Genomic DNA, 24,094 nt, shown 5'->3' on the forward strand with positions numbered 1-24,094 from the left:
TCCACGCATGGCGTGGATCTACTGGATGGGAGACCGGGGTAGTGCCGGCCGCTGGCCGGCAACCCCGCGATCAACCCGCAAGCCTCGCCCCGCGCGCGACCAGGAGCTCGCGTAGTGCCGACCGGTGGCACTGCGCCTCGTCCTCGCAATAGCAGCCCACGGCGATATCGCTGTGCTGCGACAGCGCCGCCAGCAGGTCCAGTGCGTGCGCCGCATCGGGTGCCTTCATTTCGACTTTGTAATGACGGAAGAACGCCGTCCAGTCGGCGGCGGTCTTCGCCTCGTGCGCCTGTTTCACCAGCTCCGCGCTGGGAGACAGCGTAGGAAACCAGACGTCGTACCAGTCCTGCTTCGCGAACTCGCTGCGCGGCACACCGCGTGGCGGGCGCCGCACCGTGCCGATGCGCAGGCCTTCACCGGGCGCACGCGGTGAGCCAAGTCGAACAACACGCAACGCCATGGCATTCCTCGCAAAAAGGGGACGAAGGGGGTCAGCCTTCGAACGCTGGCAGTTTCTGCTTCACCGCGACGTTCTTCAGCGTCACGTACTTCGGCAGGCCATCGCTACCGTAGGGCAACGGTGCTTCACCCTTGATCAACGGCTGCAGGTAGGCCCGCGCCTTGGCCGTGATGCCGAAGCCATCGCGGCGGATGAAGCTGGCCGGCATCTTCTTCTCATGGTTGGCGATCTTCGACAGCGGAGCGGCCTCGATCTTCCAGCGATACGGCGCATCGCTGCTGCGCACGATCACCGGCATCACCCCGTTCTGGCCCTTCAGCGCCAGCTGCACTGCCGCCTTGCCCACCGCCTGGGCCTGTTCCCAGTCGGTTTTGCTGGCCAGGTGGCGGGCCGATCGCTGCAGGTAGTCGGGCAGGGCCCAGTGCACCTTCAGCCCCAGCTGGTCCTTGACCCGCCCGGCCAGATGCGCGGCCACGCCGCCCAGCTGCGAATGGCCGAAGGAGTCCTTGCCACCGCCGGCGTCGGCGACGAAGCGGCCATCGGCGGTGGCGATACCTTCCGACGCCACCACCACGCAGTAGCCCACGCGTGCGACCACGGCCTTGACCTTGGCCAGGAACGCGGCCTCGTCATAGGCGCGCTCGGGCAGCAGGATGATGTGCGGGGCATCGTCCTCGCCGGTGCCGGCCAGGCCGGCGGCCGCGGCCAGCCAGCCGGCGTGGCGGCCCATCGCCTCGTAGATGAAGACGCGGGTGGAGGTCTCGGCCATGGCCGCCACGTCCAACGCCGCTTCGCGCACGGACACGGCCGTGTACTTGGCCGCCGAGCCGAAGCCGGGGCAGGTGTCGGTCACCGCCAGGTCGTTGTCGATGGTCTTGGGCACGCCGATGCAGGTCAGGTCGTAGCCGGAGCCTTTTGCCAGCTGCGATACCTTCAGGGCGGTGTCGGCCGAGTCGTTGCCGCCGTTGTAGAGGAACCAGCGCACGTCGTGGGCGCGCAGGACCTCCAGCAGGCGGTCGTAACGGGCACGGTCGGCCTCCAGCGATTTCAGCTTGACCCGGCACGAGCCGAACGCGCCGCCGGGGGTGTGGGCCAGGGCGCGGATGGCCGCAGCACTCTCCTTGCTGGTGTCGATCAGCTCCTCGCGCAGGGCGCCGAGAATGCCGTTGCGCGCGGCCAGGACCTTGATTCCCTTGGCGCGGGCCTGTTCGATCACCGCCGCGGCAGTGGCGTTGATGACGGCGGTGACGCCGCCGGACTGGGCGTAAAGGAGGGTGCCATTGCGCATGCATTTACCTGCTCGGGGGAGGGGACATTGCAGGGACATTACCCGGATGCGCTAAAGTGGCGCTATTGCGGTGCAGCGATACCGGACCGTCCGGGACGCGAACCTTCTTTATTTTCAACACGTTGGAGTCAGGTCAATGCGATTGGTTCTGTTGGGACCGCCCGGTTCGGGCAAGGGGACACAGGCGACGCGCCTGAAGGAAAAGCTCGAGATCGCCCACATTTCCACCGGCGACATGCTGCGCGCGGAAATCGCCGCCGGCTCCGAGCTGGGCAAGCAGGCCAAGTCGGTGATGGATGCCGGCAACCTGGTGTCCGATGAGATCCTGCTGGGCATGCTGAAGTCGCGCCTGGCTCAGGCCGATGTCGCCAAGGGCTTCATCCTTGACGGCTATCCGCGCAATGTGGCCCAGGCCAACGCGCTGGACGGCATGCTGGCCGAGATCGGCCAGCCGCTGGATGCCGTGGTGCAGCTGGACGTGGCCACCGAACTGCTGGTCGAGCGTATCGCTGGCCGTGCGCAGGAGCAGGGCCGCGCCGACGACAATCCGGAATCGGTGCGCAAGCGCCTGCAGGTCTACACCGAGCAGACCGCTCCGGTGGTCGACTTCTACGCTGGCCGTGGCACCCTGGCCCGCGTCGATGGCGTCGGCGAACTCGACGAGATCGAAGCCCGCATCCTGGCGGCGATCAAGCGCTGACCCGCTTGGCCGGTCGATGCCGGCCATGACAGGCGCAAAAAAAACAGGCCTGATCCGCGAGGATCAGGCCTGTTTCGTTTCATAGGTGCCAGCAAAGGGCTTGCTCAGGGCCCCCACAGCATGAGCTCCCTTGGGGATGGCCTCTTGGGGAGTAGGACCGGTTCGGGTACTGCGGCTGGCATCCTGAATTGTGTCCGGGTTCACAGAACATCGCTATCGGGAATTCCCTTACATGCGGCTGGAGTTTTCTCACAGCGGCTGTAGGGGTTCTCTTACCCTGCTGCCGACAATGGCCCTATACAGCCGTGATCGGTCACAATCCCCGGTCATGAGCAGCGTACATATCCTTGCAATCGCCGGCACCTTCATGGGTGGCGTGGCCGCCCTGGCGCGGGAACTGGGCCATACGGTCAGCGGCAGCGACCAGGCCATCTATCCGCCGATGTCGACCCAGCTTGAGCAGCTGGGCATCACCCTGGACCAGGGCTACCGCGCCGACAGCGTGCCGCAGGGCACTGGGCAGGTGGTGATCGGCAACGCGCTGTCGCGCGGCAACCCGGCCGTGGAAGCCGTCCTGGATGCCGGCCAACGCTACATTTCCGGCGCCCAGTGGCTGTCCGAGCAGGTCCTGCCGGGCCGCGACACCCTGGCCGTGGCCGGCACCCATGGCAAGACCACCACCACCACCATCCTGACCTGGCTGCTGGAGAATGCCGGTCGCTCCCCCGGCTTCCTGATCGGCGGCGTGGCCGAGGACTTCGGCGTATCCGCCCGGTTGGGCCAGGGCCGCGAGTTCGTCGTCGAAGCCGACGAGTACGACACCGCGTTCTTCGACAAGCGCAGCAAGTTCGTGCATTACCGGCCGCTGGTGGCGATCCTCAACAACCTTGAATACGACCACGCCGACATCTTCCCCGACGTGGCGGCGATCCAGCGCCAGTTCCACCACCTGGTGCGTACCGTGCCGTCGCGCGGCCGCCTGATCGTCAACGGTGAAGACGCGCACCTGGCCGAAGTGCTGGCGATGGGCTGCTGGACCCCGGTCGAGCGCTTCGGTTTCGATCCGTCGTTGGAATGGCATGCCGAGCTGCTGGCCGTCGATGGCAGCGCGTTCCGCGTCCACCATCGCGGGCAGGCGCTGGGCGATGTGCACTGGTCGCTGCTGGGCCGGCACAACGTGCTCAATGGCCTGGCCGCACTGGCTGCTGCGCACGCAGTGGGTGTCGCGCCGGCCGAGGTGATCCCGGCGCTGGCGCGCTTCCGCAGCGTCAAGCGCCGCATGGAAGTGATCGGCAACCACGATGGCATCACCGTCTACGACGACTTTGCCCATCACCCGACCGCGATTGCCACCACCCTCGAAGGCCTGCGTGCCAAGGTCGGTGATGCGCGCATTGTGGTGGCGATGGAGCCGCGCAGCAATTCGATGCGGTTGGGCGCCCACGCACAAGCGCTGGCACCGTCGTTGGCACTCGCCGATGAGGTGGTGTTCCTGCACCGCCCGGAGCTGGCCTGGGATGCGGCAGCGGTGATCGCGGCAGTGCGTGGACAGGCACATGCGGTGGCCGATACCGATGCGCTGTTGGCGCAGCTGCAGTCCGACGTGCGCAGCGGCGACCATGTGGTGTTCATGTCCAACGGTGGCTTCGACGGCGCACCGCGCCGCTTCCTTGCAGGACTGCAGGCACGATGAGCGGCGAGGGTTCGCTGCCGCTGTTCCCGCTGCATACGACGCTGCTTCCGGGAGCGGCCATCGGCCTGCGCGTGTTCGAGCCACGTTACCTGGATCTGGTCCGCGAAACCGGCCGCAGCGGCGAAGGTTTCGGTGTCTGCCTGATCCTGGAAGGGCACGAAGTGGGCGTGCCGGCAACGCCGGCCGCCTTCGGCGTGCAGGTGAAGATCGAGGATTTCGACGTCGGCGCCGATGGCGTGCTGCAGCTGCGATTGCGCGGCACCCGCCGTTTCCATGTCGAGCGCACGCGCGTGCGCGACAACGGCCTGGTGGTGGCCGATGTGCGCTGGTGCGATGAGGATCCCGATGACGAACTGCGTCCGCAGCATGCGCTGCTGGCGACGGTACTGGACCACATCATCGAGCAGGCGGGCACGGCATTCGCACCGGCTACGCCGGCCTTGATGGACCAGGCCAGCTGGGTCAGCTGGCGGTTGGGCGAACTGCTGCCGCTGAGCGAACAGCAGCGCCTGCAGCTGCTGCAGCTGGACGACCCGCACCAGCGCCTGCAGCAGCTGCTGGGCTGGATGCCGTAAATCGGTAAACGCCAACCAAGGTTGGCGACTACCAGAGCGCGACGGAACCGGTAGATGCCAACCTTGGTTGGCACCCTTCGCCGAAGCGCCAACCAAGGTTGGCGACTACCAAAGCGGGGCAGAACCGGTAGAGGCCAACCTTGGTTGGCAGCCTTTTCCCGAAGCGCCAACCAAGGTTGGCGACTACCAGAGCGGAGGCGGTAGCGCCGGGCCATGCCCGGCGGATCCATCAGGACAGAACCGGTAGATGCCAACCTTGGTTGGCAGCCTTTGCCCGAAGCGCCCACCAAGGTTGGCGATTACCAGAGCGGAGGCGGTAGCGCCGGGCCATGCCCGGCGGATCCATCAGGGCGCGGTGGTCTTCAACCGCAGCACCGGCAGGCCGGTTTCCGGGTGCACGGCTTCCTGCTGAGGCAGCGCCTGCACCGCTTCCTTCACCGCGTTCAACGCCGGATCGATCCCGCGCACCGGGTGCCACATGCCGATCCACTGGAAGTGACGCTCGTAGCGCAGGGTCTGCGCGCTGCCCAGCCACAACGGGGTGTCGCCCGGCTGCAGCTGCGCTGGCGCCTGCCACAGGCGCAGTACGTAGCGCTCATCGGCCTGTGCGCCCTGGCGCACCATCAGCAGCGCTTCGACGCGCGTATCCAAGGTCGCCGGCAGCACCGGCAGTTCATCGGCGCCGGTGTTCTTGTCCAGCATCAGCAGCGCTTCCTGCCAGCCGGCCTGCGCCTGCACCTGCCAGCCGCGCGCTTCCAGCTGCGCCTGCAGCTGCGCCAACGGACCGGCCACCTGCACATCCAGCGGCCAGCGCTGGTCATCGTCGAACTCGTTGCGACGCGCAGGCAGCTTCGCCCAGTCGTGCTGCCACCAGGCCTGCGCGTCCATCGCCAGCGGTGCCGGCAAGGTCGGCTCGAAGCGTTCCAGCTTGATGGCGATGTTGCGCGGTGCGTACCACATCGCTGCCACCGCGAAGACGCCGTAGAACAGCCAGGCCACCGGCTTCACCCAGAACGAGCGGTTGAAGCGGCGGCGATAGGCGATGCCCAGCACCAGCAGCCAGAACGTGCCGAACAACATGCCGCCGATGACGTCACTCAGCCAGTGCGCGCCCAGGTACAAGCGCGAGAAGCCGATCAGGCTGACCACGATGCCCGATACCAGGTACGGCCAGACGCGGGTGCGGCCGGGCATTTCGCGGGCGATCAGCACCGCGAAGAAGCCGAAGGTGATGGTGGCCATGGTCACTGACACCGACGGGAAGCCGAAGCCGCTGCTGGCATCGATCGGGCGCACCACGTCGACGGTGGCGCCGAGCAGTTTGGTCAGGGCCAGGCCGAAGGCCAATGCGGCCAGCCAATGGGCGGCCGCCATCCAGCGCCGGCGCCAGACCAGGTAGCCCATTGCCGCAGCGGTTGCCGGCAGCAGCACCTGCCATGCGCCCAACGAGGCCAGGGCGGCCATCGGGTAGTCGGCCAGCGGATTGCGCAGGGCCAGCATTGCCTGGTGCACCAGCAGATCCACCGCCAGGGGCTCGCCGTGGGCGACTACCACGGTCAACAGGGCGAACCAGCCCCAGCCCAACAGCAGCAGCATCAGCGCCAGCATCGCCAGCGGCACCGATTCGCGGCGCTTCGGGTCGAGCACGCCGACGGTGTAGCGACCGAGTGTCGGGTGCCGGTTGGACCAGTCGAGCAGGCGGGCCAGCCAGTTGTCCATGCGCGCGGCCGACCAGCGATAGCCGTACAGCACGATGGCCCAGACAAGGCTGAGGATCACCGCCAGCAGGCCGGCCACCACGACCAGCCGGCCGGCAACCGCAGCAACGGCGTCATAGGCTTCGCCGAGGATCCAGCCCGGGGCCAGGAACAGCACGGCCCAGGAGATGCTGGCGATGCCACTGGCCTGCACGTAACGGCTGGCAGGCATCTTCATCATGCCGGCGATGGCGGGCACGAATGGGCGGATGGCACCGACATAGCGGGCGATCAGGATGCTCTTGAACGCATTGCGGCGGAACAGGTTCTCGCCCCGGTCGAGCAGCTGCGGGTAGCGGCTGAACGGCCAGACGCCACGCAGGCGGTCGCCCCAGCGCCGGCCAATCCAGTAGCTGATGCCATCACCGGCGAACGCACCCAGCGCCGCGGCCGCAACCGCATACGGCCCGGAGATCTGGCCCAGGCCGATGAACACGCCGACGGCGAACAGCAACGGCAGCGCCGGCACGATGGCGCCAAGAATGATGACCGCATCGCAGAAGGCGATCAGAAAGATGACCGCACCCGCCAACACGGGATGAGCGGCAATCCACGCGAGGGTGGCGTCGATCCATGAAGAGTCCATTTCCCGATTATAGGGGCGTGAAGGTGACTGGTTCCCAGCCGCTTGGTGACCGTTTGCAACCGACGCCATCGCCTAGAATGTCGCCATGCCTGTATCCAACGACGCACAAACGCATGCACTGAAGGCCGACAGCTTTGGCCGGATCCTCCTCGTGCAGGGCCCAGAAGGCCCTTTCGTGCGCCGCGATCTGGGGGCCACGCCGCTGTGGCTGCGGCTGCCAGCGTGGTGGTTGGCGCGGCGCGAAGCGCGTGCGCTGAAGCACATCCACGGCATGGCCGACGTGCCGCAGCTGCTGGACTGGACTGGCCGCCATCTCGACCGCAGCTTCATGGCCGGCGATGCGATGTACCAGCGCCCGCCGCGCGGTGACGTGGCCTGGTTCCGCGCCGCCCGCCGCCTGCTGCAACAGCTGCATCGGCGTGGTGTGGCTCACAACGACCTGGCCAAGGAAGCCAACTGGCTGGTGACCGAAGACGGTCGCCCGGCGCTGATCGACTTCCAGCTGGCGGTGATCGGCGACCCGCGCTCGCGCTGGATGCGCTTGCTGGCGCGCGAAGACCTGCGCCACCTGCTCAAGCACAAGCGCATGTACTGCAAGGAGTCGCTGACGCCGGTGGAGAAGCGCGTGCTCAAGCGCACCTCGTGGGTGCGCGACCTCTGGTTCGCCACTGGCAAGCCGGTCTACCGCTTCGTCACCCGCCGCATCCTGCATTGGGAAGACAACGAAGGGCAGGGGCCCAAGCCGTGAGCACGCTGCTGAGCGAAGGCAGTGTGCTGCGTTCGCAACTGCCGGGTGCCGATTTCGTCCATGCCTGCCAAGAGGCGGCGCCGCGCAACGGGCGTTCGGCGCTGCAGGCCTACCGCGATATGGCAGCGGCGGTGCCGGGCTGGTTCGACGGGGTGATGGGCCTGCGCAACCGTGGCATGCGGCTGCTGCGCATGAAGGATCTCGGCTCGCTGCGCGCGGTGCAGCAGACCGTCGATCCACAGCCCGGGCAACGCCTCGGCATCTTCACCCTGCAGGCGCTGGGCGAAGATGCCATCGTGCTGGAAGACGACGACCGCCATCTGCGCGTGCAGCTGGCGCTGCAGTGGCATGGCGATGCGCTGGAAGTAGCGACGGTGGTGCACACCCACAACGCGTTCGGCCGCCTGTACATGCTGCCGGTGGCACCGGTGCATCGCTGGATCGCGCCGCACCTGCTGAGCAAGCAGATGCGCGGGTATCGGTAGATCCACGCCACGCGTGGATGCGCGTTGCGGCGTGGCGCGGCGGCCTGCTACGGTGTCACCGGCACCACCTGCTGGCCGATGAAGTTGCGCTTGCCATCGAAGTCATAGCCGATCTGCAGCTGCCCCACATCCGGGCACGCATGGCAATCGCGCAGCGGCGTGCGGTACAGCAGGCGGATGCCACCGCCGTCCAGCGCTGCGGTACCGGCGGCCTGCGCCGGCGCGAACGGCGTGGCCTGCGGGTTCGCCTTCAGCACCTCCTGCACGCCGGGATCGGCGCGCAGCGTGTCGTCCAGCTGCACTGCATCCACGTCGATACGCTTGCCTGCGGCATCGACCAGGCGTGTGCCTTCATTGGTGTTGGCGCGGAATGGGTATTCGACGGTGGCCACGCCCAGGCCATCGTGTTCATGCCAGGCGGTCACGTAGGCCAGTTCGCCACCGGTGGAGAGCTGTTCGGTGGCAGTGACCGCATCGGCACTGGCGCCGCCGGCACGCATCGCATCACGCAGGCAATCGCGGGTGGCCGCGCTGTCGCCCTGGCGGCAGGCATTGAGGTCACCATCCCAGACAACGGCCTCGCTCCAGCGCAGCTTGCCATCGCCAGCTGCCTTGTCGACGCTGGCGGCGTCATCCTTGGCCGGCGCGCTGCCGGGTTCAGGTGAGCGGCCCTGGCAGGCGGTGAGCAGGGCCAGGCCCAGGGCAGGCAACAACAGGCGGGAACAGCGCATGGCATGGACCTCGTGCAGTGACCGGGGCGCCAGTATCGTCAACGTGCGGTGAACTCCGCGTCGGCGCGGCATACTAGCGGCTCATTGCATACGCTGGAGTGTGGAACGTGGGCAGTCTGCAGGGCAAAACCCTTTTCATCACCGGTGCCTCGCGTGGCATCGGCCTGGCGATCGCATTGCGCGCCGCGCGCGATGGCGCCAACGTCGCCATTGCCGCCAAGTCGTCGGTGCCCAATCCGAAGCTGCCGGGCACCATCCACAGTGCCGCCGAGGCGGTGACCGCAGCGGGTGGCCAGGGCCTGGCGCTGAAGTGCGACATCCGTGAAGAAGACCAGGTGCAGGCAGCCGTTGCTGCCGCCGTGGACACCTTCGGTGGCATCGACATCCTGGTCAACAACGCCAGCGCCATCTGGTTGCGCGGCACCCTGGACACGCCGATGAAGCGCTTCGACCTGATGCAGCAGGTCAATTCGCGCGGCAGCTTCCTGTGCGCGCAGGCCTGCCTGCCCTACCTGCTGCAGGCGCCGAACCCGCACATCCTTACCCTCGCACCGCCGCCGAGCCTCGATCCCAAGTGGTGGGGCGCGCATACCGGCTACACGCTGGCGAAGATGGGCATGAGCTTCGTCACCCTCGGCCTGGCTGCCGAGTTCGGCCCGCAGGGCGTGGCGGTCAATGCGTTGTGGCCGCGCACGGTCATTGCTACCGATGCGATCAACATGATTCCCGGCGTGGACGTCGGCGGCTGCCGCACGCCGCAGATCATGGCCGATGCCGCGCATGCGGTGCTGGTGCGCGAAGCGGCCGGCTTCCATGGCCGTTTCCTGATCGATGACGAGGTGCTGGCCGAGGCCGGCGTGACCGATCTGTCGGGGTATGCGGTGGATGTGTCGCGTCCGCTGCTGCCGGATCTGTTCCTGGATTGAGCCCGGCGGTGGAAAGAGGCCGACGGCTGCGGCCCTCGGCCTGCTGCGCTAGAATGCTCGAATGTAATCGTTTTCAACAGGGAAGTGAGCCCATGTCACGTACTCTTTCCATCGCGGCGCTGGCCGCTTCGTTGTCGTTGATCCTGGCCGCCTGTGGCGACAAGGCACCCACCGCCGGCGGCAGCGCGGGTTCTTCCGCAAAGCCGGAGGCCAGCGCGGCGCCGGCCGACGCCCAGCAGCAGTTGACCGCGAAGCTCAACGCCTACATTGGCTGCTTCAACGCGCTTGATTCGAAAACGCACGGCAGCATCCAGTCCTATACGCGCTGGATCAAGGACGTGGATGCCGGCCCGAGCGGGCGCGAGACGAACGTGTACGGGCCGTTCGAGATCAGCGATTACGACTTGAAGCAATGCGACGCCCCCGTGACCGACGCGATCGCCGCCAAGCCGGCGCTTGCCGAACTCGATGCCGCTGCAGGTGAGTACCAGCAGGCGCTGAAGGCGCTGGTGCCGATCAGCAAGGAAGCCCACGACTACTACGAGCGTCAGGACTACGAAGACGACGGGTTTGCCAAGGGCAAGCAGCTGCACGCGCCGTTGATGACCGCCTTCAAGGACTTCGTGGTTGCCAGTGAAACGTTCAACGCCGAACTGGAGCGCCAGAACGACGCTGCCCAGCGCGAACAGCTCAAAGCGCTGGAACAGGCCGAAGGGCGCACGCGCGAGTACTACCGTCTGGCGATGATGCTGGAAGCCAAGGCCATCGTGGAGCTGATGACCGAGGACGACTTCGATCAGGCCAAGGCGCGCGAACGCCTGGATGCCTTCAACCGCATTTCCGATGAAGCGCATGCCAAGGTCGCCGACCAGGAGCCGGGCAGGCTGGACTGGAACAGCTTCGAACGCGAGGCCGAGAACTTCCGCCGTGAAGGCAAGGAGCGGCTGCAGCGCGTCAGCGCCAACACGCCCTACACCGACTTCGAACGACGCATGCTTGATTCGCCCTCGATGGCGCCGCGTGGTTCTGCCGGCAAGCTGATGCAGGAATACAACTCGCTCGTTTTCCAGAGCAACCGCCAGTAACCGGCACGCCAGCGCCTTTCCAGGCCTGCACGAGCTGGATGAGGCGCCCCGGGGCCCCGCACCTTGAGGAATACCGTCGAGGGTGGTCGCGGCCTGCAACGATCTGCTGACCACCAGCAACCTGCTGACCACCTGCAACGGCATGGATTGCGCCGGTGGATCGACCCCATGCGTGGATGCAGCACGTTGCATCCACGCATGGCGTGGATCTACTGGCGCAGGTATTGGTAGTGCCGGCCGCTGGCCGGCATCGCCGTCAATGGCTGAACGTATCCGGCAACGGTCCGCCACACTTGCGGCAGTGGCGTGCATCAGGTTCGTGGCCTTCCAGCCCACAGTGCGGACAGCCACGTGCATCGCGGCGCGCGGCCAGTTCGGCATCGCGCATGGTGCTGGCCAGTTCGGCGGTGTAGATGCCGGTGGGCACGGCGATGATGCTGTAACCGATCAGGATCAGCACCGAGGTGACGAAGCGGCCGAGCACGGTCTGCGGCACGATGTCGCCAAAGCCGACCGTGGCCATTGTCACCACCGCCCAGTACATGCTGCTGGGGATGCTGGTGAAGCCGTGATTCGGCCCCTCGATCACGTACATCAGGGTGCCGGCGATGATCGTGATGGTGACCACCGTGAACAGGAACAGCAGGATCTTGCGACGGCTGCGCCACAGCGACTGCATCAGCACGCCGCTTTCCTCGATGTAGCGGGTCAGCTTGAGGATGCGGAACACGCGCAGGATGCGCAGTGCGCGCACCACCAGCAGGCTCTGTGCTCCGGGAATGAACAGCGACAGGTAGGTCGGCAGGATCGAGGCCAGGTCGATGATGCCCCAGATGCTTACCGCATAGCGCAGCGGGCGTTTGACCACCACCAGCCGCAGCACGTATTCGGCGGTGAACAGGATGGTGAAGCCCCATTCCAGCACGTACAGCCAATCGGCATGGGCGATGTGGAAACGCTGCACGCTGTCGAACATCACCACCAGCACGCTGGCGATGATCGCGTACACCAGCAGCAGGTCGAAATTGCGCGAGGGCCGGCTGTCGTGGCGATAGATGATGTCGAACCATCGGCGGCGCCAGCCGGTCTCGGTGGCGGGGTTCAGCTGGGGGGCGGAAAACGGTCGCATGCGTGCATTGTGCCGCACGGGTTCCGGCGCGAGAATGGGCGTTCCTGAACCCTGCCGACTGCCATGACCGCCGCTACCGATCCGCTGATCTCCCTGTCGCACTACTACCTGCCGGTGTACAAGCCCCGCCAGGTGGTGCTGGAGCGAGGCCAGGGCGCCCGCGTGTGGGACAGCCAGGGCCGTGAGTTCATCGACCTGGCCGCGGGCATCGCCGTGTGCGGCCTGGGCCACAACGATCCGGACCTGGTCGCCGCGCTGGTCGAACAGGCCGGCAAGCTGTGGCATACCAGCAACGTGTTCTACAGCGCGCCGCCGCTGCACCTGGCCGAGGAACTGGTGAAGTCCAGCCGCTTCGCCGAACGCGTGTTCCTGTGCAACTCCGGCGCCGAAGCCAACGAAGTGGCGATCAAGATGGTCCGCAAGTGGGCCTCCAGCCAGGGGCGCCCAGCCGACAAGCGCGTGATCATCACCTTCCGCGGCAGCTTCCATGGCCGCACCATGGGTGCGGTGACCGCCACCGCGCAGCCGAAGTACCAGGAAGGCTACGAGCCGCTGCCGGGGGGCTTCCGCTACATCGACTTCAACGACGAGGTGCAGCTGGAAACCGCAATGGCCGCTGGGGATGTGGCAGCGGTGATGCTGGAGCCGATCCAGGGCGAGGGCGGGGTGATGCCGGCCAAGTCCGGTTTCCTCAAGCGCGTGCGCGAGCTGTGTGACCAGCACAACGCACTGCTGGTGCTGGACGAGATCCAGGCCGGCATGGGCCGTACCGGTACCTTGTTCGCGCACTGGCAGGACGACGTGGTGCCGGACATGGTGACCCTCGCCAAGGCGCTGGGTGGTGGTTTCCCGATCGGCGCGATGCTGGCCGGCCCGAAGGTGGCCGAGACCATGCAGTTCGGTGCCCACGGCACCACCTTCGGCGGCAATCCGCTGGCTGCGGCCGTTGCCCGCGTAGCGTTGCGCAAGCTGGCCTCGGCCGAGATCGCGGCCAATGTCAGCCGCCAGTCGAAGGCGCTGCGCGATGGCTTCGCCCGCATCAACGACGAATTCAAGGTGTTCAGCGAAGTCCGCGGTCGCGGCCTGATGCTGGGTGCGGTGCTGAGCAAGGAGTTTGCTGGCCAGGCCGGGGCAATCCTCGACCACGCCGCCGAACAGGGCCTGTTGACCCTGCAGGCCGGCCCGGACGTGCTGCGCTTCGTGCCGTCGCTGAACATCACCGACGAGGAAGTGGCCGAAGGCCTCAAGCGCCTGCGCGCGGCGATTGCCGCGTTCGTCGCCGCGCGCTGAAGCCCCGACGTCGGGGTCGGATCCCTCTCCTGCGGACAGGGATCCGACCCTACTGCTGCGGAACCTCCGTAGAGCCGAGCCCATGCTCGGCTCATCGCGATGTCAGGCAGCGGCAGCCGAGCATGGGCTCGGCTCTACAGAATTGCGGATCACCGCACCGCGTAGCGCTTCAGTACCTTGCCCAGTCCGCGTCCGTCCTGCACGGTTTCCGCGTGCAGGCCCGCCGCGCGCGCACCGCGCACGTTGGCGAACAGGTCATCGACGAACAGCGTGTGCCCCGCTGGCACGCCGAGGGCTGCGAGCGTGCGCAGGAATACCTGCGGCGCGGGTTTGCGCAGGCCGAAGTCCGCGCTGCAGAACACGCGATCCTGCAATGCAGGAAACAGCTGCGGCAGCAGCGTCGGCAGCGCCTGCACCATCAAGGCGCCGTTGTTGGTCAGCACCGCCATCGGCACCTGCAGGGCCTGCAGCCGTTGCAGTACCGGCAGTTGCGGGTGGCTGGCCGCGTGCCGTGCGGCGATCCAGGTTGGCAGCGTTACCGTTGTGCCGAGCAGTTCGCCAAGCCGGGACAGATAGCGCGCACCGTCCAGTGCACCGCTGTCGTGTTCCGCTTCGAGCCCGCTGTCGTACAGCGCGGCCTGCACGTGCGCGGTCGGCACGTTCAGCGCCTGCGCCAGATGCAGCACGCGCTGCGCGCGCTGGTAGTGCACCAGCACGCCATCGACATCGAGCAGGAGAAGATCGATCCGCATCGGTCGAGCATGCCATTGCCGCAACCCCGCGCAAACCCTGGACCACCACTGCGACACACGGTCGCAGCCGGGCCGGCAGGCCGCTGCCTAGAATGGCGATCGAACCTGCAGGAGACGCGATGATGAAAGCTTGGATGGTAGCGGTGGGACTGGGCGCGTTGATGCTGGCGCCGTCGGCGATGGCGCGCGTATGTGCGGTGAGCATCGACAGCACCGACCAGATGAGTTTCAGCAGCCGAGAGATCAAGGTGGCCGCCGATTGCAGCGAAGTGGACCTGACCCTGCGCCACACCGGCAAGCTGGCCGCCACCGCGATGGGCCACAACTGGGTGCTGACCCGCACCGCTGACTACCAGCCGGTGGCGATGGCGGGCATGCGCATGACCCTGGCCGACAGCTACCTGCCGAAGGCCGACAAGCGTGTTCTGGCCCACACCAAGGTGATCGGTGGTGGCGAGACCACCCGCGTGCGTTTCTCCACGAAGGGCCTGCAGAAGGGCGGTGATTACACCTTCTTCTGCTCGTTCCCCGGCCACTTCGCAATGATGAAGGGCAAGTTCGTCTTCGGTTGATGCCGTCGGTAGAGTCGAGCCATGCTCGATTGCTCTCCGCGCTCCGCGCGGTAAGCCGAGCATGGCTCGGCTCTACAGGTGGAACGCCGCACGCAGCCTGGTAGATTCACGCCACGCGTGGATGCCGTGCCACGGCAATGCCAACCAAGGTCGGCACCTACCAGGCCCGATCTCAGCCCTTGGCCGCCTTGAACGCCACGCGCGCCGCTGCCAGCGTGGCCTCGATCACGGCATCGTCGTGTGCGCTGGACAGGAAGCCGGCCTCGTACGCCGACGGTGCCAGGAACACGCCCTGGTCCAGCAGCGCGTGGAAGAAGCGGTTGAATGCCGGGATGTCGCAGGCCGTGGCCTGGGCATAGGTCTCCACCTTTTCGCTGGTGAAGAACAACCCGAACATCGCGCCCACCTGGGTGGTGGTCACCGCCACGCCGGCATCGGCGGCGGCAGCTTCCAGGCCCGCGCACAGGCGTGCGGCGCGCGCGCTCAGATCGTCGTGGAAACCCGGCTGCTGGATCAGCTCCAGCATGGCCAGGCCGGCGGCCATCGCCACCGGATTGCCGCTGAGCGTACCTGCCTGGTAGATCGGGCCGGCCGGGGCGATCTGCTGCATCAGGTCGCGACGGCCACCATAGGCACCCACCGGCATGCCGCCGCCGATGATCTTGCCGAAGGTGGTCAGGTCCGGGGTGATGTCGTAGTACGCCTGCGCACCGCCCAGGGCAACGCGGAAACCGGTCATCACTTCGTCGAAGATCAGCAGTGCGCCGTACTTCGTGCACAGCGCACGCAGGTGCTGCAGGTAGCCTGCGCGCGGCGGAATGCAGTTGGCATTTCCCACCACCGGTTCGATGATCAGGCCGGCGATCTCGCTGCCGCGGGCCTCGAACAGGGCGGTGGCGGCCTCGAAGTCGTTGTAGGGCAGGGTCAGGGTCAGTTCGCTCAGGCCGGCCGGCACGCCGGGCGAGGTCGGCACGCCCAGGGTCAGCATGCCGCTGCCGGCCTTGACCAGGAACGAGTCGCCGTGGCCGTGGTAGCAGCCTTCGAACTTGACGATGCAGTTGCGGCCAGTGGCACCGCGCGCCAGGCGGATCGCCGACAGGGTGGCTTCGGTACCGGAGTTCACCATGCGCACCATCTCGCACGACGGCACCAGCCGGGTGATGGTCTCGGCCATGGTCACTTCCGCTGCGCACGGCGCACCGAAGGACAGGCCGTTGTCGATCGCCTTCTTCACTGCCTGGCGCACGGCGGTGTGGTTGTGGCCGACGATCATCGGGCCCCACGAGCCCACGTAGTCGATGTAGCGGTTGCCGTCGACGTCGTACAGGTAGGCGCCGTCGGCGCGCTCGACGAAGAAGGGTTCGCCGCCGACCGACTTGAACGCGCGCACCGGTGAGTTGACGCCGCCAGGCAGCAATTCCTGGGCGCGGGAGAACAGGGCGTGGGACTGGTCGTGGTTCATGGGGTTTCCTGGGGATTACTGCGGCGTATCGAATCGGGCGAGGTAGGCGCGCTGGGTCGCGACCGGGTCCTGCGCGGCATAGATGCCGCTGACCACGGCCAGCAGATCGGCGCCGGCATCGATGATGGGACCGACATTGTCCGGGCTCAGGCCCCCAATCGCCACCCGCGGCACGCCCAGTGCGGCGCTTTGCCGCAGCAGGTCGACGTGGGCGCGGCTGTTGGTGACCTTGGTGGTGGTGGGGAAGAACGCGCCGAAGGCCACGTAGCTGGCGCCGGCGGCCACGGCACGCTCGGCGTTGGCGAGCTGGTCGTAGCAGGATGCGCCGATGATGGCGTCGGGGCCGAGCAGGGCACGCGCGGCGCCGATGTCACCGTCGGTGCCTCCCAGATGCACGCCGGCCGCGCCGATGGCCTGGGCAAGCGCCGGGTCGTCGTTGACGATCAGCGGCACGCCATGGGCGGCGCACAAGGCCTGCAGGGCCGTGGCCTGTTCCCGCCGCAGGGCATCGCTGGCGGTTTTGTTGCGGTACTGCAGCCAGGTGGCACCGGCGGCCAGCAGCGGCGCGGTGCGCGCCAGCAGGCGGGCGGTATCGGGTTCATCCGGGGTGATCAGGTAGACGCCGCGGGGCGTCGGGGAAGCAGAAGTCATCGATGGCTACCGGTGAGTGGACCGCGATGGGACAATGGCGGCCCGTGAATCCAGCCCTGATTATCCGATGAGCGAAGCCACCCCCACCACCCTGCGTACCTGGATGTGCGTGGTCTGCGGATTCCTGTACCGCGAAGCGGATGGGCTGCCGGAAGAGGGCATCGCCCCGGGAACGCGCTGGGAAGACATTCCCGAGACCTGGACATGCCCGGATTGCGGCGTGACCAAGGACGATTTCGAGATGGTCGAGATCGATTGAGGGAGGTGCCGCCAGGCCCTCCTGTGGGTGTGGACCGTTGGTCCACACACCCGACAACCTCACTCAATGCAGCCGCGGTGCCGGCCCGCCGAGATCAATCAGCTTCTCGCGCAGCCATTGCGCGTCGCTGGCCTCGGGGTTGCGCTTCAGGTACAGGCCCAGGTCGGTGCGGGCCCCGGCCAGATAGTCCAGCTGCAGATAGGCCAGGCCGCGATCACGCAGGGCGTCGTCCTGTTCGGGGGCGAGCTTGAGCAGGCGATCGGCACTGCGCGCGGCACGGTCCCACTCGCTGGCCTCGGCATAGACACCATGCAGATTGCGCAGCATGCGGATCAGGATCGCGCGGCTCGGTGCAGGATCGAGGATCTGCGCGAGCACCTGGTCGTCGGGCATCTGCCCGCCCAGGTGCGACTTGGCGCGCTCGCGCAGTTCGTCCACGTCCAGCGGGCGGCCACCATTGAACGGGTCCATCACCAGCACGCCATCGTCGACCGGCAGGCGCACCAGGAAATGACCGGGAAATGACACCCCGTCCAGCGGAATGCCCAGCCGTCGCGCCACTTCCATCTGCACCAGTGCCAGCGAGATCGGATTGCCCAGACGGCGCTCGAACACCTGGTTGAGGTAGCTGTTGCGCGGGTCGTAGTACTCCTGATGGTCGCCGCTGTAGCCCAGCTCATCGAACAGATGCCGGTTGATGGCCGCCATCTTCAGCGGGCTGTGCTCGATGCTGTCCACCTCGGCGCGCAGGTGCTCGACATGGCTCTGCACCAGCGCATCGTAGGTCGACGGCTGCAGATCGGGATATTCATCGCGCGCGATCAGCAGCGCGGTCGGCAGCAGTGGCAGCGCCTCGTCGTCGAAGGCGGCCAGTGCATCCCAGTCGGGGAGTGTGATCCGGTCCTGCATGCCCACAGACTGGCGGCAATCGTGGGCGGTTTCAAGCAGCGTGGCGTGAATTTCTCATCCCACCGATTTCCCCCATCCACGCGTGGCGTGGATCTACCGTGTCGACCAAGGTCGACACTCACCAACAGCAGCGGGAAACTGTCAGAGGTGGGGCGGTGTGGGCTTGCAGGACCGCAGGCGCCATGGATGGCGCCTACGAGCCCCCAGGGATGGGTTTACGGCGTGTCCTGCAAGCCCACATCGCCCCGCCATCCCTCGGACGCGTAGAAGTTGCATTTGATGTTGATCCGGCGGGGGCCGGGCGCAGCCCGGCAGAACCTTTATTTCTCGATGCCCGGGCCGAAGGTCAGCTCGGTCCCATCCTTCAGCTTGAGCTTCTCCGCCTGGCCGGCGTTGAGCTCCAGCACGAAGCGTGCCGGGCCACCGCTGGGGTAGGGGGGGCACATGTCGCCGGCCGAGCACGGCGGCACGTCGCGCTGCTGGCTCACCAGCTTGCGCTCGCTGTCGAAGTACAGGATGTCCAGCGCGATCTTGGTGTTCTTCATCCAGTACGCCTGCATTTCCTCGCGGTCATGCACGAACAGCATGCCGTGGTCCTCGGGCATCTGGTCGCGGAACATCAACCCGCGCGCACGGGTTTCATCGTTGGTGGCCAGTTCAACAACATAGCGCGCACCGTCAAGTTCCACCCAGTGGCGGGCGGCATCGGTGGCGCAGCCGGCCAGGGCCAGCAGCGGAAGCATCAGCAGGGAGCGCAGCAACGACATCGTCAGGGTCCTTCGAAGGGTCAGAGCACGATCGGCGGCTCGCCGCCGACGATCACCACATCGGCACGGCGACGTGCGAACAGGCCGACACAGACCACGCCCGGCAGCTGGTTGAGCTCGCGCTCCAGCTTTTCCGGATCGGTGATCTGCAGGTTGTGGATGTCCAGGATCTGGTTGCCGTTGTCGGTCACCACGCCTTCGCGCCAGGTCGGCTGGCCGCCGGTCATGTCGCGGATCTGGCGGGCGACCAGACTGCGTGCCATCGGGATCACTTCCACCGGCAGCGGGAACCTGCCCAGTACCGGCACCTGCTTGCTCGGGTCGACGATGCAGACAAAGCGCTCGCTGGCCTCGGCGATGATCTTCTCGCGGGTCAGCGCAGCGCCGCCGCCCTTGATCAGGCACTTGTTGCCATCGCACTCGTCGGCGCCATCCACGTACAGCGACAGGGTGCCGGTGTGGTTCAGTTCGATCACCTCGATGCCGTGCTGCTTCAGGCGCGCGGTGCTCTGCTCGGAACTGGACACCGCACCATTGATGCGATGCTGGATGCGGGCCAGCGCATCGATGAAATAGGCGACGGTGGAGCCGGTACCGACACCGACGATCATGCCGTCTTCGACGTACTCGATGGCCTTTTCGGCGGCCAGGCGCTTGGCTTCAGACATTGTGGGGAGCTCTCAGGCAGGGGATCAGGATTTCTTTTCCAGCGACAGCAGCAGCTTCCACTGCGTGGCGGTCACCGGGAACACCGACAGGCGGTTGCCCTTGGCAACCAGCGGGAAGCCTTCGCCGAGTTCCTCGGCGTGCAGCTTGATCTCGTCCAGCGCGATCACCTGCTTCAGCTTGCGCTCGAAGGCCACGTCCACCAGCATCCAGCGCGGGTTCTCGCGCGTGCTCTTGGGGTCGTGGTAGTCGGATTCCGGATCGAACTGGGTGTCATCCGGGTAGGCCGCGCTGGCCACCGTGGCCACGCCGACGATACCGGGCACCTTGGTATTGGAGTGGTAGAACAGGATGCCGTCGCCGACCTGCATGCCGTCGCGCATGAAATTGCGCGCCTGGTAGTTGCGCACGCCGTTCCAGGGTTCAACCTTGACCTTGGCCAGGTCATCGATGGAAAAAGCGTCCGGTTCGGACTTCATCAGCCAGTAGCGCTTGCGGGCGGTCATGCGTTCACGGGGGCAGCGGAAGGGAGCAGGGTGCCGGCTTCAGTGCAGATCGCATCCACCGCCACGTCCCAGGACGCGACCGGCAAGGACTCGACCTGCTGCACCGAGAATGCCGCGCCGACCAGCCAGGGTGGCGCCGGCCGATCATGGCGGAAGGCGAAGCTGCGATCATACCAGCCGCCTCCCATTCCCAGCCGCCGGCACTGTGCGTCGAAGCCCACCAGCGGCGTCACCACCAGGGCCATCTGCGCCGGTTCCAGCGTGTCTTCGATGGCGATGTCCGGTTCGGGGATGCCGTAACGGTTGCTGGTCAGCGGTTGGCCGGGGCGCCAGGGCGCGAAGCGCAACACGTCGCCGTGCAGTACCGGCAGGCAGTAACGCAGCGTGTCGGGCAGCCGCAGCTGCCAGCGGTGCAGGGCGATCTCGCCATCCAGCGCCCAGTAGCCGGCCACGGCGCCTTCGTGCGGGGCGAACGGCAACGTCAGCAGTGCATCGGCCAGCGATTCGGCAGCGGCGATACGGGCGGGGGCGGAGAGGTCGCGGCGGCGTTGCCGCAGGTCGTGGCGCAGGGCCTGTCGCGGGTCGGTCATGGCAGCGTGCGGCAAGGATCAGCCGTCATTGTGCCGGAAAGAACAAGGGCGACGCCCGAAGACGCCGCCCTTGCTGGAATATTGCATTCTCCGCAATGTCGATGCATGCGAAACGACCTTGAACCCGGGGGCTCAAGTGGGAACGCTGGAGAACCATCGGGCTTCCCGCTGCAAGGCGGACCTGCACTCCCGGCGCTGTCGCGCTCCCGGTGTCGTTCTTAAGGGACAAGGCGAATGTTTGCACATGCCGTCGAGTACCGCAGAGAACGCGTGGCCATTATAGCTACCGGGCGTGATCTGGGTAGGCCGTTCGTCGGCAACAGTGCGTGCCAATTCAGAAAAGAGAAGGCGCATTCCGCGCCCTTCTCACGTGCTGCTGTCGATTGCCCGGTCCAGGCGCCGGTTCAGGTCGGCCAGGGTCTGCTGCAGTGCCACCGCTTGGCGGGCGTTCTCGTCGCGCAGCAGCTGCAGTTCGTGCGCCAGGTTGAGCGCAGCCAGCACCGCGATGCGGTCGACCGCGGCCATCCGGTTGCTGCCACGGATCTCGCGCATGCGCGCATCCAGCAGGCGGGCGGCCGCCATCAGGCTGTCGCGTTCATCGCCACCGACGCCAACCGTGTATTCACGGTCGAGGATGCGGACGCTGACCGGTTCGGCACTCATGTGTGCTGCTCCAGGGATTTGAGCCGGGTGATCATCGCTTCCACCCGCGAACGCGCCTGCTCGTTCTTGGCCAGCAGCGTCGAGCGCTCGGCCACGAGCTGTTCCTGCTGGTGGCGCAGGCTGCGGTTCTCCTCGGCCAGCCGCTGGTTGCGGTCGAGCAACGCCTCCACACGGGCGGCGAAGGCCTGCAGCTGGGCAAGGGGATCGGCGGGTTCCATGTCCGCACGATAGGCAAGCCGGGTCAGGGCGGTCAAGCACTGTCGCAGCAGGCCCCGGCGGCCACGAAGCGCAGGCGGACACATTGCTACACTACCCGGCTCACGGGCGCGCGCGTGCGCGCTCCGCAGTTTCCCTTCCGAACGAGCCGCACGATGACCGAACTTCCCTCCGTCGACGACGTTACCCGCGCCAGCCAGGAACTGGGCCTGGGCGCCACTGCTGCCGAGCTGCATGGCGGGCTGTGCGGCTGGCTGGCCGCTGGCGGTGCCCCCGGCAATGACTGGCCGGCGCGCGTGCTGGCCGACGACAATCTGCCGCAGGTGGCTGCCGACAGTGCGCTGGCGCAGTTGCTGGAGGCCACCATCAAGCAGCTGGAAGACCGTGACTTCGCCTTCGAGCTGCTGTTGACCGACAGCAGCGACGTGGCCGCGCAGGCGGACGCCATGTTCAGCTGGACCCGTTCCTTCCTGGGCGGCTTCGGCCTGGGCAGTGGCGGCCACCGGCCGACCCTGTCCGAAGAAGGCGAGGAAGCACTGAACGACCTGGCCAGCCTGGCCCGTGCCTCGAGCGAGGACTTCGAAGCTGGCGGTGACGATGACGACGAAGCCCTGTCGGAGATCGAAGAGTTCATCCGCGTGGCGGTGCTGCTGCTGCACGGTGACGTGGTGCTGGCCGCGCGCCATCGGCAGCGCCTGAACTGATGGATATCAAGCAGCGCACCGGCATCGCTGCCGGCGAGTACAAGCGTCGTCGCCGGCAGTTGATGGACATGGCGGGCGAAGACGCGATCCTGGTGCTGCCGGCTGCATCGGAGAAGGTGCGCAGCCTCGATACCCATTATCCGTACCGGCAGGATTCGGATTTCCAGTACCTGAGCGGTTTCCCGGAACCGGAAGCGGTGCTGGTGCTGATTCCCGGTCGCCGCCACGGCGAAGCCATCCTGTTCTGCCGCGAGCGCGATCCCGAGCGCGAAGCCTGGGATGGCGGTCGCGCCGGCCAGGACGGCGCCGTGGCGCAGTACGCGATGGACGATGCGTACCCGATCACCGATCTGGACGACATCCTGCCGGGCCTGCTGGAAGGGCGGTCGCGGGTGTACTACCACTTCGGCCGCGATGCGGACTTTGACCTGAAGCTGATCGGCTGGGTGAACCGCGTACGTTCGCAGGTGCGCCATGGTGCGCAGCCACCGCATGAGTTCCTGGAGCTGGGCCATCTGCTGCACGAGCAGCGCTTGTTCAAGTCCGGTGCCGAGGTAGCGTTGATGCAGCGCGCGGCCGATATCAGCGTGCTGGCGCATCGTGCCGCCATGCAGGCCGCGAAGGCCGGCATCCATGAGTACGAACTGCAGGCCGAGCTGGAGCGGGTGTTCCGCGCCAACGACGCGGTGCCTGCGTACTGCAGCATCGTCGGTGCCGGCCGCAACGCCTGCATCCTGCATTACCGCGACAACAACGCGCGTTCGCGCGACGGTGAACTGGTGTTGATTGATGCCGGTGCCGAGTTCCGCGGCTACGCCAGTGACATCACCCGTACGTTCCCGGTCAACGGTCGTTTCAGCGCCGAGCAGCGCGCGCTGCATGATCTGGTGGGCGCGGCGCAGGCGGCGGCACTGGCCCAGGCCAAACCGGGCGTAGCGTACGAAATGGGCCATCTGGCGGCGGTACAGACCCTCACCGAGGGGTTGCTGCAGCTGGGCCTGTTGAAGGGCGCGCTGGAAAAGAATCTTGCCGAAGGGTTGTACCAGCGTTTCTACCGGCACAAGACCGGGCACTGGATCGGGCTGGATGTGCACGACGTAGGCGATTACCGCTTGGCCGGCGATTCGCGCCTGCTGGAGCCGGGCATGGCATTCACCATCGAGCCGGGGCTGTACATCGGCGTGGACGACACGACGGTGGAACCGCGCTGGCGCGGCATCGGCATCCGTACCGAAGATGACGTGCTGATTACCGACGACGGGCATAGGGTGTTGACCGAAGGCCTTGAGCGCAGCGCCGGCGAGATCGAAGCGTTGATGGCGGGGTAAGAGGATTTTCGGCAGGGCTTGCAGCCCTGCACCTGCAGAGGCAACAGCCACAGCAACCGCAACCGCAACAGCGGCATTCTGTGGGATGGCGGGGTACTGTGGGTTTGCGGGGACGCCGCAAGTACGTCCTTGTAGGCTTGGTCGCCGCTTGCTCGTGTGCGCAGTCCTGCGCACACGGCAAGACCGGGGTTGGGCGTCCTGCCCAACCCGCCCGAGGCATGCCTCGGGCCCATGCGGCTCACACCCCGCAAACCCACAGTACCCCGCCTTCGACAGGTTCGCGTGGCTGTTGGTAACGGCGGTTGTTGGGACGCGCGGCTGTTGGTAGGTGTCGACCTTGGTCGACACAGAGCGAGCGCAGCGAGCGACCCGCTTTTGCTTTTTTGCTTTTCTTTTTTCTTTTCCGTGGTTGGACGCACCCGGAAACTGTCAGAGGCGGGGCGGGGTGGGGTTTTGGGTGTCTCTTTTACACATCTCCCAGCCCCCCAGACAGATCCCTTTATATCGTATTCCGTCTTTTTCTTTTAAAAAAAAAAAAAAAGATAAAGGCATATATATTCTCTGATCGTTTAGTAACATGTGATAAATTACATTAT

27 protein-coding genes and 1 other RNA gene are annotated in these 24,094 nt (G+C 66.5%); 12 read left to right on the plus strand and 16 right to left on the minus strand.

Features of this window, described 5'->3' with window-relative positions; translation table 11 throughout:
• Nucleotides 1-70: 70 nt before the first annotated feature.
• Nucleotides 71-460, minus strand: coding sequence for a DUF488 family protein (locus GIW57_RS16745; protein ID WP_100460262.1), 390 nt, complete (start codon nucleotides 458-460; stop codon nucleotides 71-73).
• A 31-nt stretch (nucleotides 461-491) separates the two neighbouring features.
• The gene (locus tag GIW57_RS16750) at nucleotides 492-1,748 is read right to left on the minus strand and encodes a 6-phosphofructokinase (protein WP_236512007.1); all 1,257 of its coding nucleotides are present in this window, start codon (nucleotides 1,746-1,748) and stop codon (nucleotides 492-494) included.
• A gap of 136 nt (nucleotides 1,749-1,884) precedes the next feature.
• On the opposite strand from GIW57_RS16750, the gene GIW57_RS16755 reads away from it, so the two are divergent.
• From GIW57_RS16755 to GIW57_RS16765, 3 genes are all read left to right on the plus strand, one after another.
• On the plus strand, nucleotides 1,885-2,448 hold the full coding sequence (locus tag GIW57_RS16755; RefSeq protein ID WP_025874177.1) for an adenylate kinase: 564 nt from the start codon (nucleotides 1,885-1,887) through the stop codon (nucleotides 2,446-2,448).
• Between the two features lie 328 nt (nucleotides 2,449-2,776).
• The gene (gene mpl / locus GIW57_RS16760) at nucleotides 2,777-4,141 is read left to right on the plus strand and encodes a UDP-N-acetylmuramate:L-alanyl-gamma-D-glutamyl-meso-diaminopimelate ligase (protein WP_236512008.1); all 1,365 of its coding nucleotides are present in this window, start codon (nucleotides 2,777-2,779) and stop codon (nucleotides 4,139-4,141) included.
• Complete coding sequence (locus GIW57_RS16765) at nucleotides 4,138-4,716, plus strand: LON peptidase substrate-binding domain-containing protein (protein WP_236512010.1); 579 nt, start codon at nucleotides 4,138-4,140, stop codon at nucleotides 4,714-4,716. The genes mpl and GIW57_RS16765 overlap by 4 nt, the downstream gene beginning before the upstream one ends.
• A 345-nt stretch (nucleotides 4,717-5,061) precedes the next feature.
• Here GIW57_RS16765 and GIW57_RS16770 read toward each other — a convergent pair whose 3' ends face one another.
• On the minus strand, nucleotides 5,062-7,059 hold the full coding sequence (locus GIW57_RS16770) for a bifunctional DedA family/phosphatase PAP2 family protein (RefSeq protein ID WP_099821612.1): 1,998 nt from the start codon (nucleotides 7,057-7,059) through the stop codon (nucleotides 5,062-5,064).
• Nucleotides 7,060-7,144: 85 nt separating this feature from the next.
• Between GIW57_RS16770 and GIW57_RS16775 the strand changes: the two genes are divergently transcribed.
• Nucleotides 7,145-7,807, plus strand: coding sequence for a serine/threonine-protein kinase (locus tag GIW57_RS16775; protein WP_100460259.1), 663 nt, complete (start codon nucleotides 7,145-7,147; stop codon nucleotides 7,805-7,807).
• Entirely contained in the window at nucleotides 7,804-8,292 is a 489-nt protein-coding gene (locus GIW57_RS16780; protein ID WP_236512012.1) for a DUF2867 domain-containing protein, read from the plus strand. The genes GIW57_RS16775 and GIW57_RS16780 overlap by 4 nt, the downstream gene beginning before the upstream one ends.
• A 47-nt stretch (nucleotides 8,293-8,339) precedes the next feature.
• Here GIW57_RS16780 and GIW57_RS16785 read toward each other — a convergent pair whose 3' ends face one another.
• On the minus strand, nucleotides 8,340-9,023 hold the full coding sequence (locus GIW57_RS16785; protein ID WP_236512014.1) for a hypothetical protein: 684 nt from the start codon (nucleotides 9,021-9,023) through the stop codon (nucleotides 8,340-8,342).
• 107 nt (nucleotides 9,024-9,130) lie between these two features.
• On the opposite strand from GIW57_RS16785, the gene GIW57_RS16790 reads away from it, so the two are divergent.
• A complete protein-coding gene (locus tag GIW57_RS16790; protein ID WP_236512015.1) occupies nucleotides 9,131-9,949 on the plus strand; it encodes an NAD(P)-dependent oxidoreductase in 819 nt (272 codons plus the stop codon).
• A gap of 92 nt (nucleotides 9,950-10,041) precedes the next feature.
• Nucleotides 10,042-11,034: a YiiG family protein gene (locus GIW57_RS16795; RefSeq protein WP_236512017.1), complete on the plus strand. Its 993-nt coding sequence runs from the start codon at nucleotides 10,042-10,044 to the stop codon at nucleotides 11,032-11,034.
• 256 nt (nucleotides 11,035-11,290) lie between these two features.
• On the opposite strand, the gene GIW57_RS16800 is transcribed toward GIW57_RS16795, so the two are convergent.
• Nucleotides 11,291-12,163: an ion transporter gene (locus tag GIW57_RS16800; RefSeq protein WP_025874187.1), complete on the minus strand. Its 873-nt coding sequence runs from the start codon at nucleotides 12,161-12,163 to the stop codon at nucleotides 11,291-11,293.
• Nucleotides 12,164-12,226: 63 nt separating this feature from the next.
• On the opposite strand from GIW57_RS16800, the gene GIW57_RS16805 reads away from it, so the two are divergent.
• Nucleotides 12,227-13,453, plus strand: coding sequence for an acetylornithine transaminase (locus GIW57_RS16805; protein WP_100460254.1), 1,227 nt, complete (start codon nucleotides 12,227-12,229; stop codon nucleotides 13,451-13,453).
• A 149-nt stretch (nucleotides 13,454-13,602) separates the two neighbouring features.
• On the opposite strand, the gene GIW57_RS16810 is transcribed toward GIW57_RS16805, so the two are convergent.
• Nucleotides 13,603-14,205 carry an HAD-IA family hydrolase gene (locus tag GIW57_RS16810; RefSeq protein WP_236512019.1) on the minus strand — a complete coding sequence of 201 codons (603 nt, stop codon included), beginning with the start codon at nucleotides 14,203-14,205 and terminating at the stop codon, nucleotides 13,603-13,605.
• 122 nt (nucleotides 14,206-14,327) lie between these two features.
• On the opposite strand from GIW57_RS16810, the gene azu reads away from it, so the two are divergent.
• Nucleotides 14,328-14,777, plus strand: a complete 450-nt coding sequence (gene azu, locus GIW57_RS16815; protein WP_100554198.1) for an azurin — start codon at nucleotides 14,328-14,330, stop codon at nucleotides 14,775-14,777.
• A gap of 172 nt (nucleotides 14,778-14,949) precedes the next feature.
• Here azu and hemL read toward each other — a convergent pair whose 3' ends face one another.
• Both hemL and thiE read right to left on the minus strand, forming a co-directional pair.
• Nucleotides 14,950-16,239: a glutamate-1-semialdehyde 2,1-aminomutase gene (gene hemL, locus GIW57_RS16820; protein WP_236512021.1), complete on the minus strand. Its 1,290-nt coding sequence runs from the start codon at nucleotides 16,237-16,239 to the stop codon at nucleotides 14,950-14,952.
• Nucleotides 16,240-16,254: 15 nt separating this feature from the next.
• Nucleotides 16,255-16,890 (minus strand): thiamine phosphate synthase, encoded by a 636-nt coding sequence (gene thiE / locus GIW57_RS16825; RefSeq protein ID WP_236512024.1) that lies wholly within the window; start codon nucleotides 16,888-16,890, stop codon nucleotides 16,255-16,257.
• Between the two features lie 34 nt (nucleotides 16,891-16,924).
• Between thiE and GIW57_RS16830 the strand changes: the two genes are divergently transcribed.
• Nucleotides 16,925-17,149, plus strand: a complete 225-nt coding sequence (locus GIW57_RS16830; RefSeq protein WP_025874193.1) for a rubredoxin — start codon at nucleotides 16,925-16,927, stop codon at nucleotides 17,147-17,149.
• Nucleotides 17,150-17,212: 63 nt separating this feature from the next.
• Here the strand turns inward: GIW57_RS16830 and GIW57_RS16835 are convergent, their stop codons facing one another.
• The 8 genes from GIW57_RS16835 to GIW57_RS16870 all read right to left on the minus strand — a co-directional run bounded on the left by GIW57_RS16835 (nucleotide 17,213) and on the right by GIW57_RS16870 (nucleotide 21,468).
• Entirely contained in the window at nucleotides 17,213-18,058 is an 846-nt protein-coding gene (locus tag GIW57_RS16835) for a SirB1 family protein (protein ID WP_089236681.1), read from the minus strand.
• Nucleotides 18,059-18,378: 320 nt separating this feature from the next.
• Nucleotides 18,379-18,825 carry a DUF192 domain-containing protein gene (locus GIW57_RS16840; RefSeq protein ID WP_100460250.1) on the minus strand — a complete coding sequence of 149 codons (447 nt, stop codon included), beginning with the start codon at nucleotides 18,823-18,825 and terminating at the stop codon, nucleotides 18,379-18,381.
• A 20-nt stretch (nucleotides 18,826-18,845) separates the two neighbouring features.
• Nucleotides 18,846-19,493 (minus strand): ribose-5-phosphate isomerase RpiA, encoded by a 648-nt coding sequence (rpiA, locus tag GIW57_RS16845; protein WP_236512026.1) that lies wholly within the window; start codon nucleotides 19,491-19,493, stop codon nucleotides 18,846-18,848.
• A 24-nt stretch (nucleotides 19,494-19,517) separates the two neighbouring features.
• Nucleotides 19,518-19,997, minus strand: coding sequence for an EVE domain-containing protein (locus GIW57_RS16850; RefSeq protein ID WP_236512028.1), 480 nt, complete (start codon nucleotides 19,995-19,997; stop codon nucleotides 19,518-19,520).
• A complete protein-coding gene (locus GIW57_RS16855; protein ID WP_236512030.1) occupies nucleotides 19,994-20,587 on the minus strand; it encodes a 5-formyltetrahydrofolate cyclo-ligase in 594 nt (197 codons plus the stop codon). The genes GIW57_RS16850 and GIW57_RS16855 overlap by 4 nt, the downstream gene beginning before the upstream one ends.
• Nucleotides 20,588-20,670: 83 nt before the next feature.
• A non-coding RNA gene (gene ssrS, locus GIW57_RS16860) (6S RNA) lies at nucleotides 20,671-20,856 on the minus strand.
• A 97-nt stretch (nucleotides 20,857-20,953) separates the two neighbouring features.
• Complete coding sequence (locus GIW57_RS16865; RefSeq protein WP_025874199.1) at nucleotides 20,954-21,250, minus strand: cell division protein ZapA; 297 nt, start codon at nucleotides 21,248-21,250, stop codon at nucleotides 20,954-20,956.
• Nucleotides 21,247-21,468, minus strand: coding sequence for a TIGR02449 family protein (locus GIW57_RS16870; RefSeq protein WP_025874200.1), 222 nt, complete (start codon nucleotides 21,466-21,468; stop codon nucleotides 21,247-21,249). The genes GIW57_RS16865 and GIW57_RS16870 overlap by 4 nt, the downstream gene beginning before the upstream one ends.
• A gap of 153 nt (nucleotides 21,469-21,621) precedes the next feature.
• Between GIW57_RS16870 and GIW57_RS16875 the strand changes: the two genes are divergently transcribed.
• Both GIW57_RS16875 and GIW57_RS16880 read left to right on the plus strand, forming a co-directional pair.
• The gene (locus GIW57_RS16875) at nucleotides 21,622-22,170 is read left to right on the plus strand and encodes a YecA family protein (protein ID WP_089236676.1); all 549 of its coding nucleotides are present in this window, start codon (nucleotides 21,622-21,624) and stop codon (nucleotides 22,168-22,170) included.
• Nucleotides 22,171-22,175: 5 nt separating this feature from the next.
• Nucleotides 22,176-23,498: an aminopeptidase P N-terminal domain-containing protein gene (locus GIW57_RS16880; RefSeq protein ID WP_236512032.1), complete on the plus strand. Its 1,323-nt coding sequence runs from the start codon at nucleotides 22,176-22,178 to the stop codon at nucleotides 23,496-23,498.
• Nucleotides 23,499-24,094: the final 596 nt, after the last annotated feature.

Source organism: Stenotrophomonas sp. PA-6-5C (assembly GCF_021605635.1).
GTDB classification, from domain to species: Bacteria; Pseudomonadota; Gammaproteobacteria; order Xanthomonadales; family Xanthomonadaceae; genus Stenotrophomonas; species Stenotrophomonas lactitubi.

Bases quoted from the DNA above. Each gene is read 5' to 3' on its own strand.
- GIW57_RS16870 (WP_025874200.1), bottom strand. From the start codon at position 21,468: ATGGAACCCGCCGATCCCCTTGCCCAGCTGCAGGCCTTCGCCGCCCGT.
- GIW57_RS16750 (WP_236512007.1), bottom strand. From the start codon at position 1,748: ATGCGCAATGGCACCCTCCTTTACGCCCAGTCCGGCGGCGTCACCGCC.
- mpl (WP_236512008.1), top strand. From the start codon at position 2,777: ATGAGCAGCGTACATATCCTTGCAATCGCCGGCACCTTCATGGGTGGC.
- GIW57_RS16855 (WP_236512030.1), bottom strand. From the start codon at position 20,587: ATGACCGACCCGCGACAGGCCCTGCGCCACGACCTGCGGCAACGCCGC.
- GIW57_RS16865 (WP_025874199.1), bottom strand. From the start codon at position 21,250: ATGAGTGCCGAACCGGTCAGCGTCCGCATCCTCGACCGTGAATACACG.
- azu (WP_100554198.1), top strand. From the start codon at position 14,328: ATGAAAGCTTGGATGGTAGCGGTGGGACTGGGCGCGTTGATGCTGGCG.
- rpiA (WP_236512026.1), bottom strand. From the start codon at position 19,493: ATGTCTGAAGCCAAGCGCCTGGCCGCCGAAAAGGCCATCGAGTACGTC.
- GIW57_RS16770 (WP_099821612.1), bottom strand. From the start codon at position 7,059: ATGGACTCTTCATGGATCGACGCCACCCTCGCGTGGATTGCCGCTCAT.
- GIW57_RS16810 (WP_236512019.1), bottom strand. From the start codon at position 14,205: ATGCGGATCGATCTTCTCCTGCTCGATGTCGATGGCGTGCTGGTGCAC.
- hemL (WP_236512021.1), bottom strand. From the start codon at position 16,239: ATGAACCACGACCAGTCCCACGCCCTGTTCTCCCGCGCCCAGGAATTG.
- GIW57_RS16785 (WP_236512014.1), bottom strand. From the start codon at position 9,023: ATGCGCTGTTCCCGCCTGTTGTTGCCTGCCCTGGGCCTGGCCCTGCTC.
- GIW57_RS16795 (WP_236512017.1), top strand. From the start codon at position 10,042: ATGTCACGTACTCTTTCCATCGCGGCGCTGGCCGCTTCGTTGTCGTTG.
- GIW57_RS16765 (WP_236512010.1), top strand. From the start codon at position 4,138: ATGAGCGGCGAGGGTTCGCTGCCGCTGTTCCCGCTGCATACGACGCTG.
- thiE (WP_236512024.1), bottom strand. From the start codon at position 16,890: ATGACTTCTGCTTCCCCGACGCCCCGCGGCGTCTACCTGATCACCCCG.
- GIW57_RS16850 (WP_236512028.1), bottom strand. From the start codon at position 19,997: ATGACCGCCCGCAAGCGCTACTGGCTGATGAAGTCCGAACCGGACGCT.
- GIW57_RS16840 (WP_100460250.1), bottom strand. From the start codon at position 18,825: ATGTCGTTGCTGCGCTCCCTGCTGATGCTTCCGCTGCTGGCCCTGGCC.
- GIW57_RS16830 (WP_025874193.1), top strand. From the start codon at position 16,925: ATGGCGGCCCGTGAATCCAGCCCTGATTATCCGATGAGCGAAGCCACC.
- GIW57_RS16835 (WP_089236681.1), bottom strand. From the start codon at position 18,058: ATGCAGGACCGGATCACACTCCCCGACTGGGATGCACTGGCCGCCTTC.
- GIW57_RS16775 (WP_100460259.1), top strand. From the start codon at position 7,145: ATGCCTGTATCCAACGACGCACAAACGCATGCACTGAAGGCCGACAGC.
- GIW57_RS16875 (WP_089236676.1), top strand. From the start codon at position 21,622: ATGACCGAACTTCCCTCCGTCGACGACGTTACCCGCGCCAGCCAGGAA.
- GIW57_RS16800 (WP_025874187.1), bottom strand. From the start codon at position 12,163: ATGCGACCGTTTTCCGCCCCCCAGCTGAACCCCGCCACCGAGACCGGC.
- GIW57_RS16755 (WP_025874177.1), top strand. From the start codon at position 1,885: ATGCGATTGGTTCTGTTGGGACCGCCCGGTTCGGGCAAGGGGACACAG.
- GIW57_RS16745 (WP_100460262.1), bottom strand. From the start codon at position 460: ATGGCGTTGCGTGTTGTTCGACTTGGCTCACCGCGTGCGCCCGGTGAA.
- GIW57_RS16805 (WP_100460254.1), top strand. From the start codon at position 12,227: ATGACCGCCGCTACCGATCCGCTGATCTCCCTGTCGCACTACTACCTG.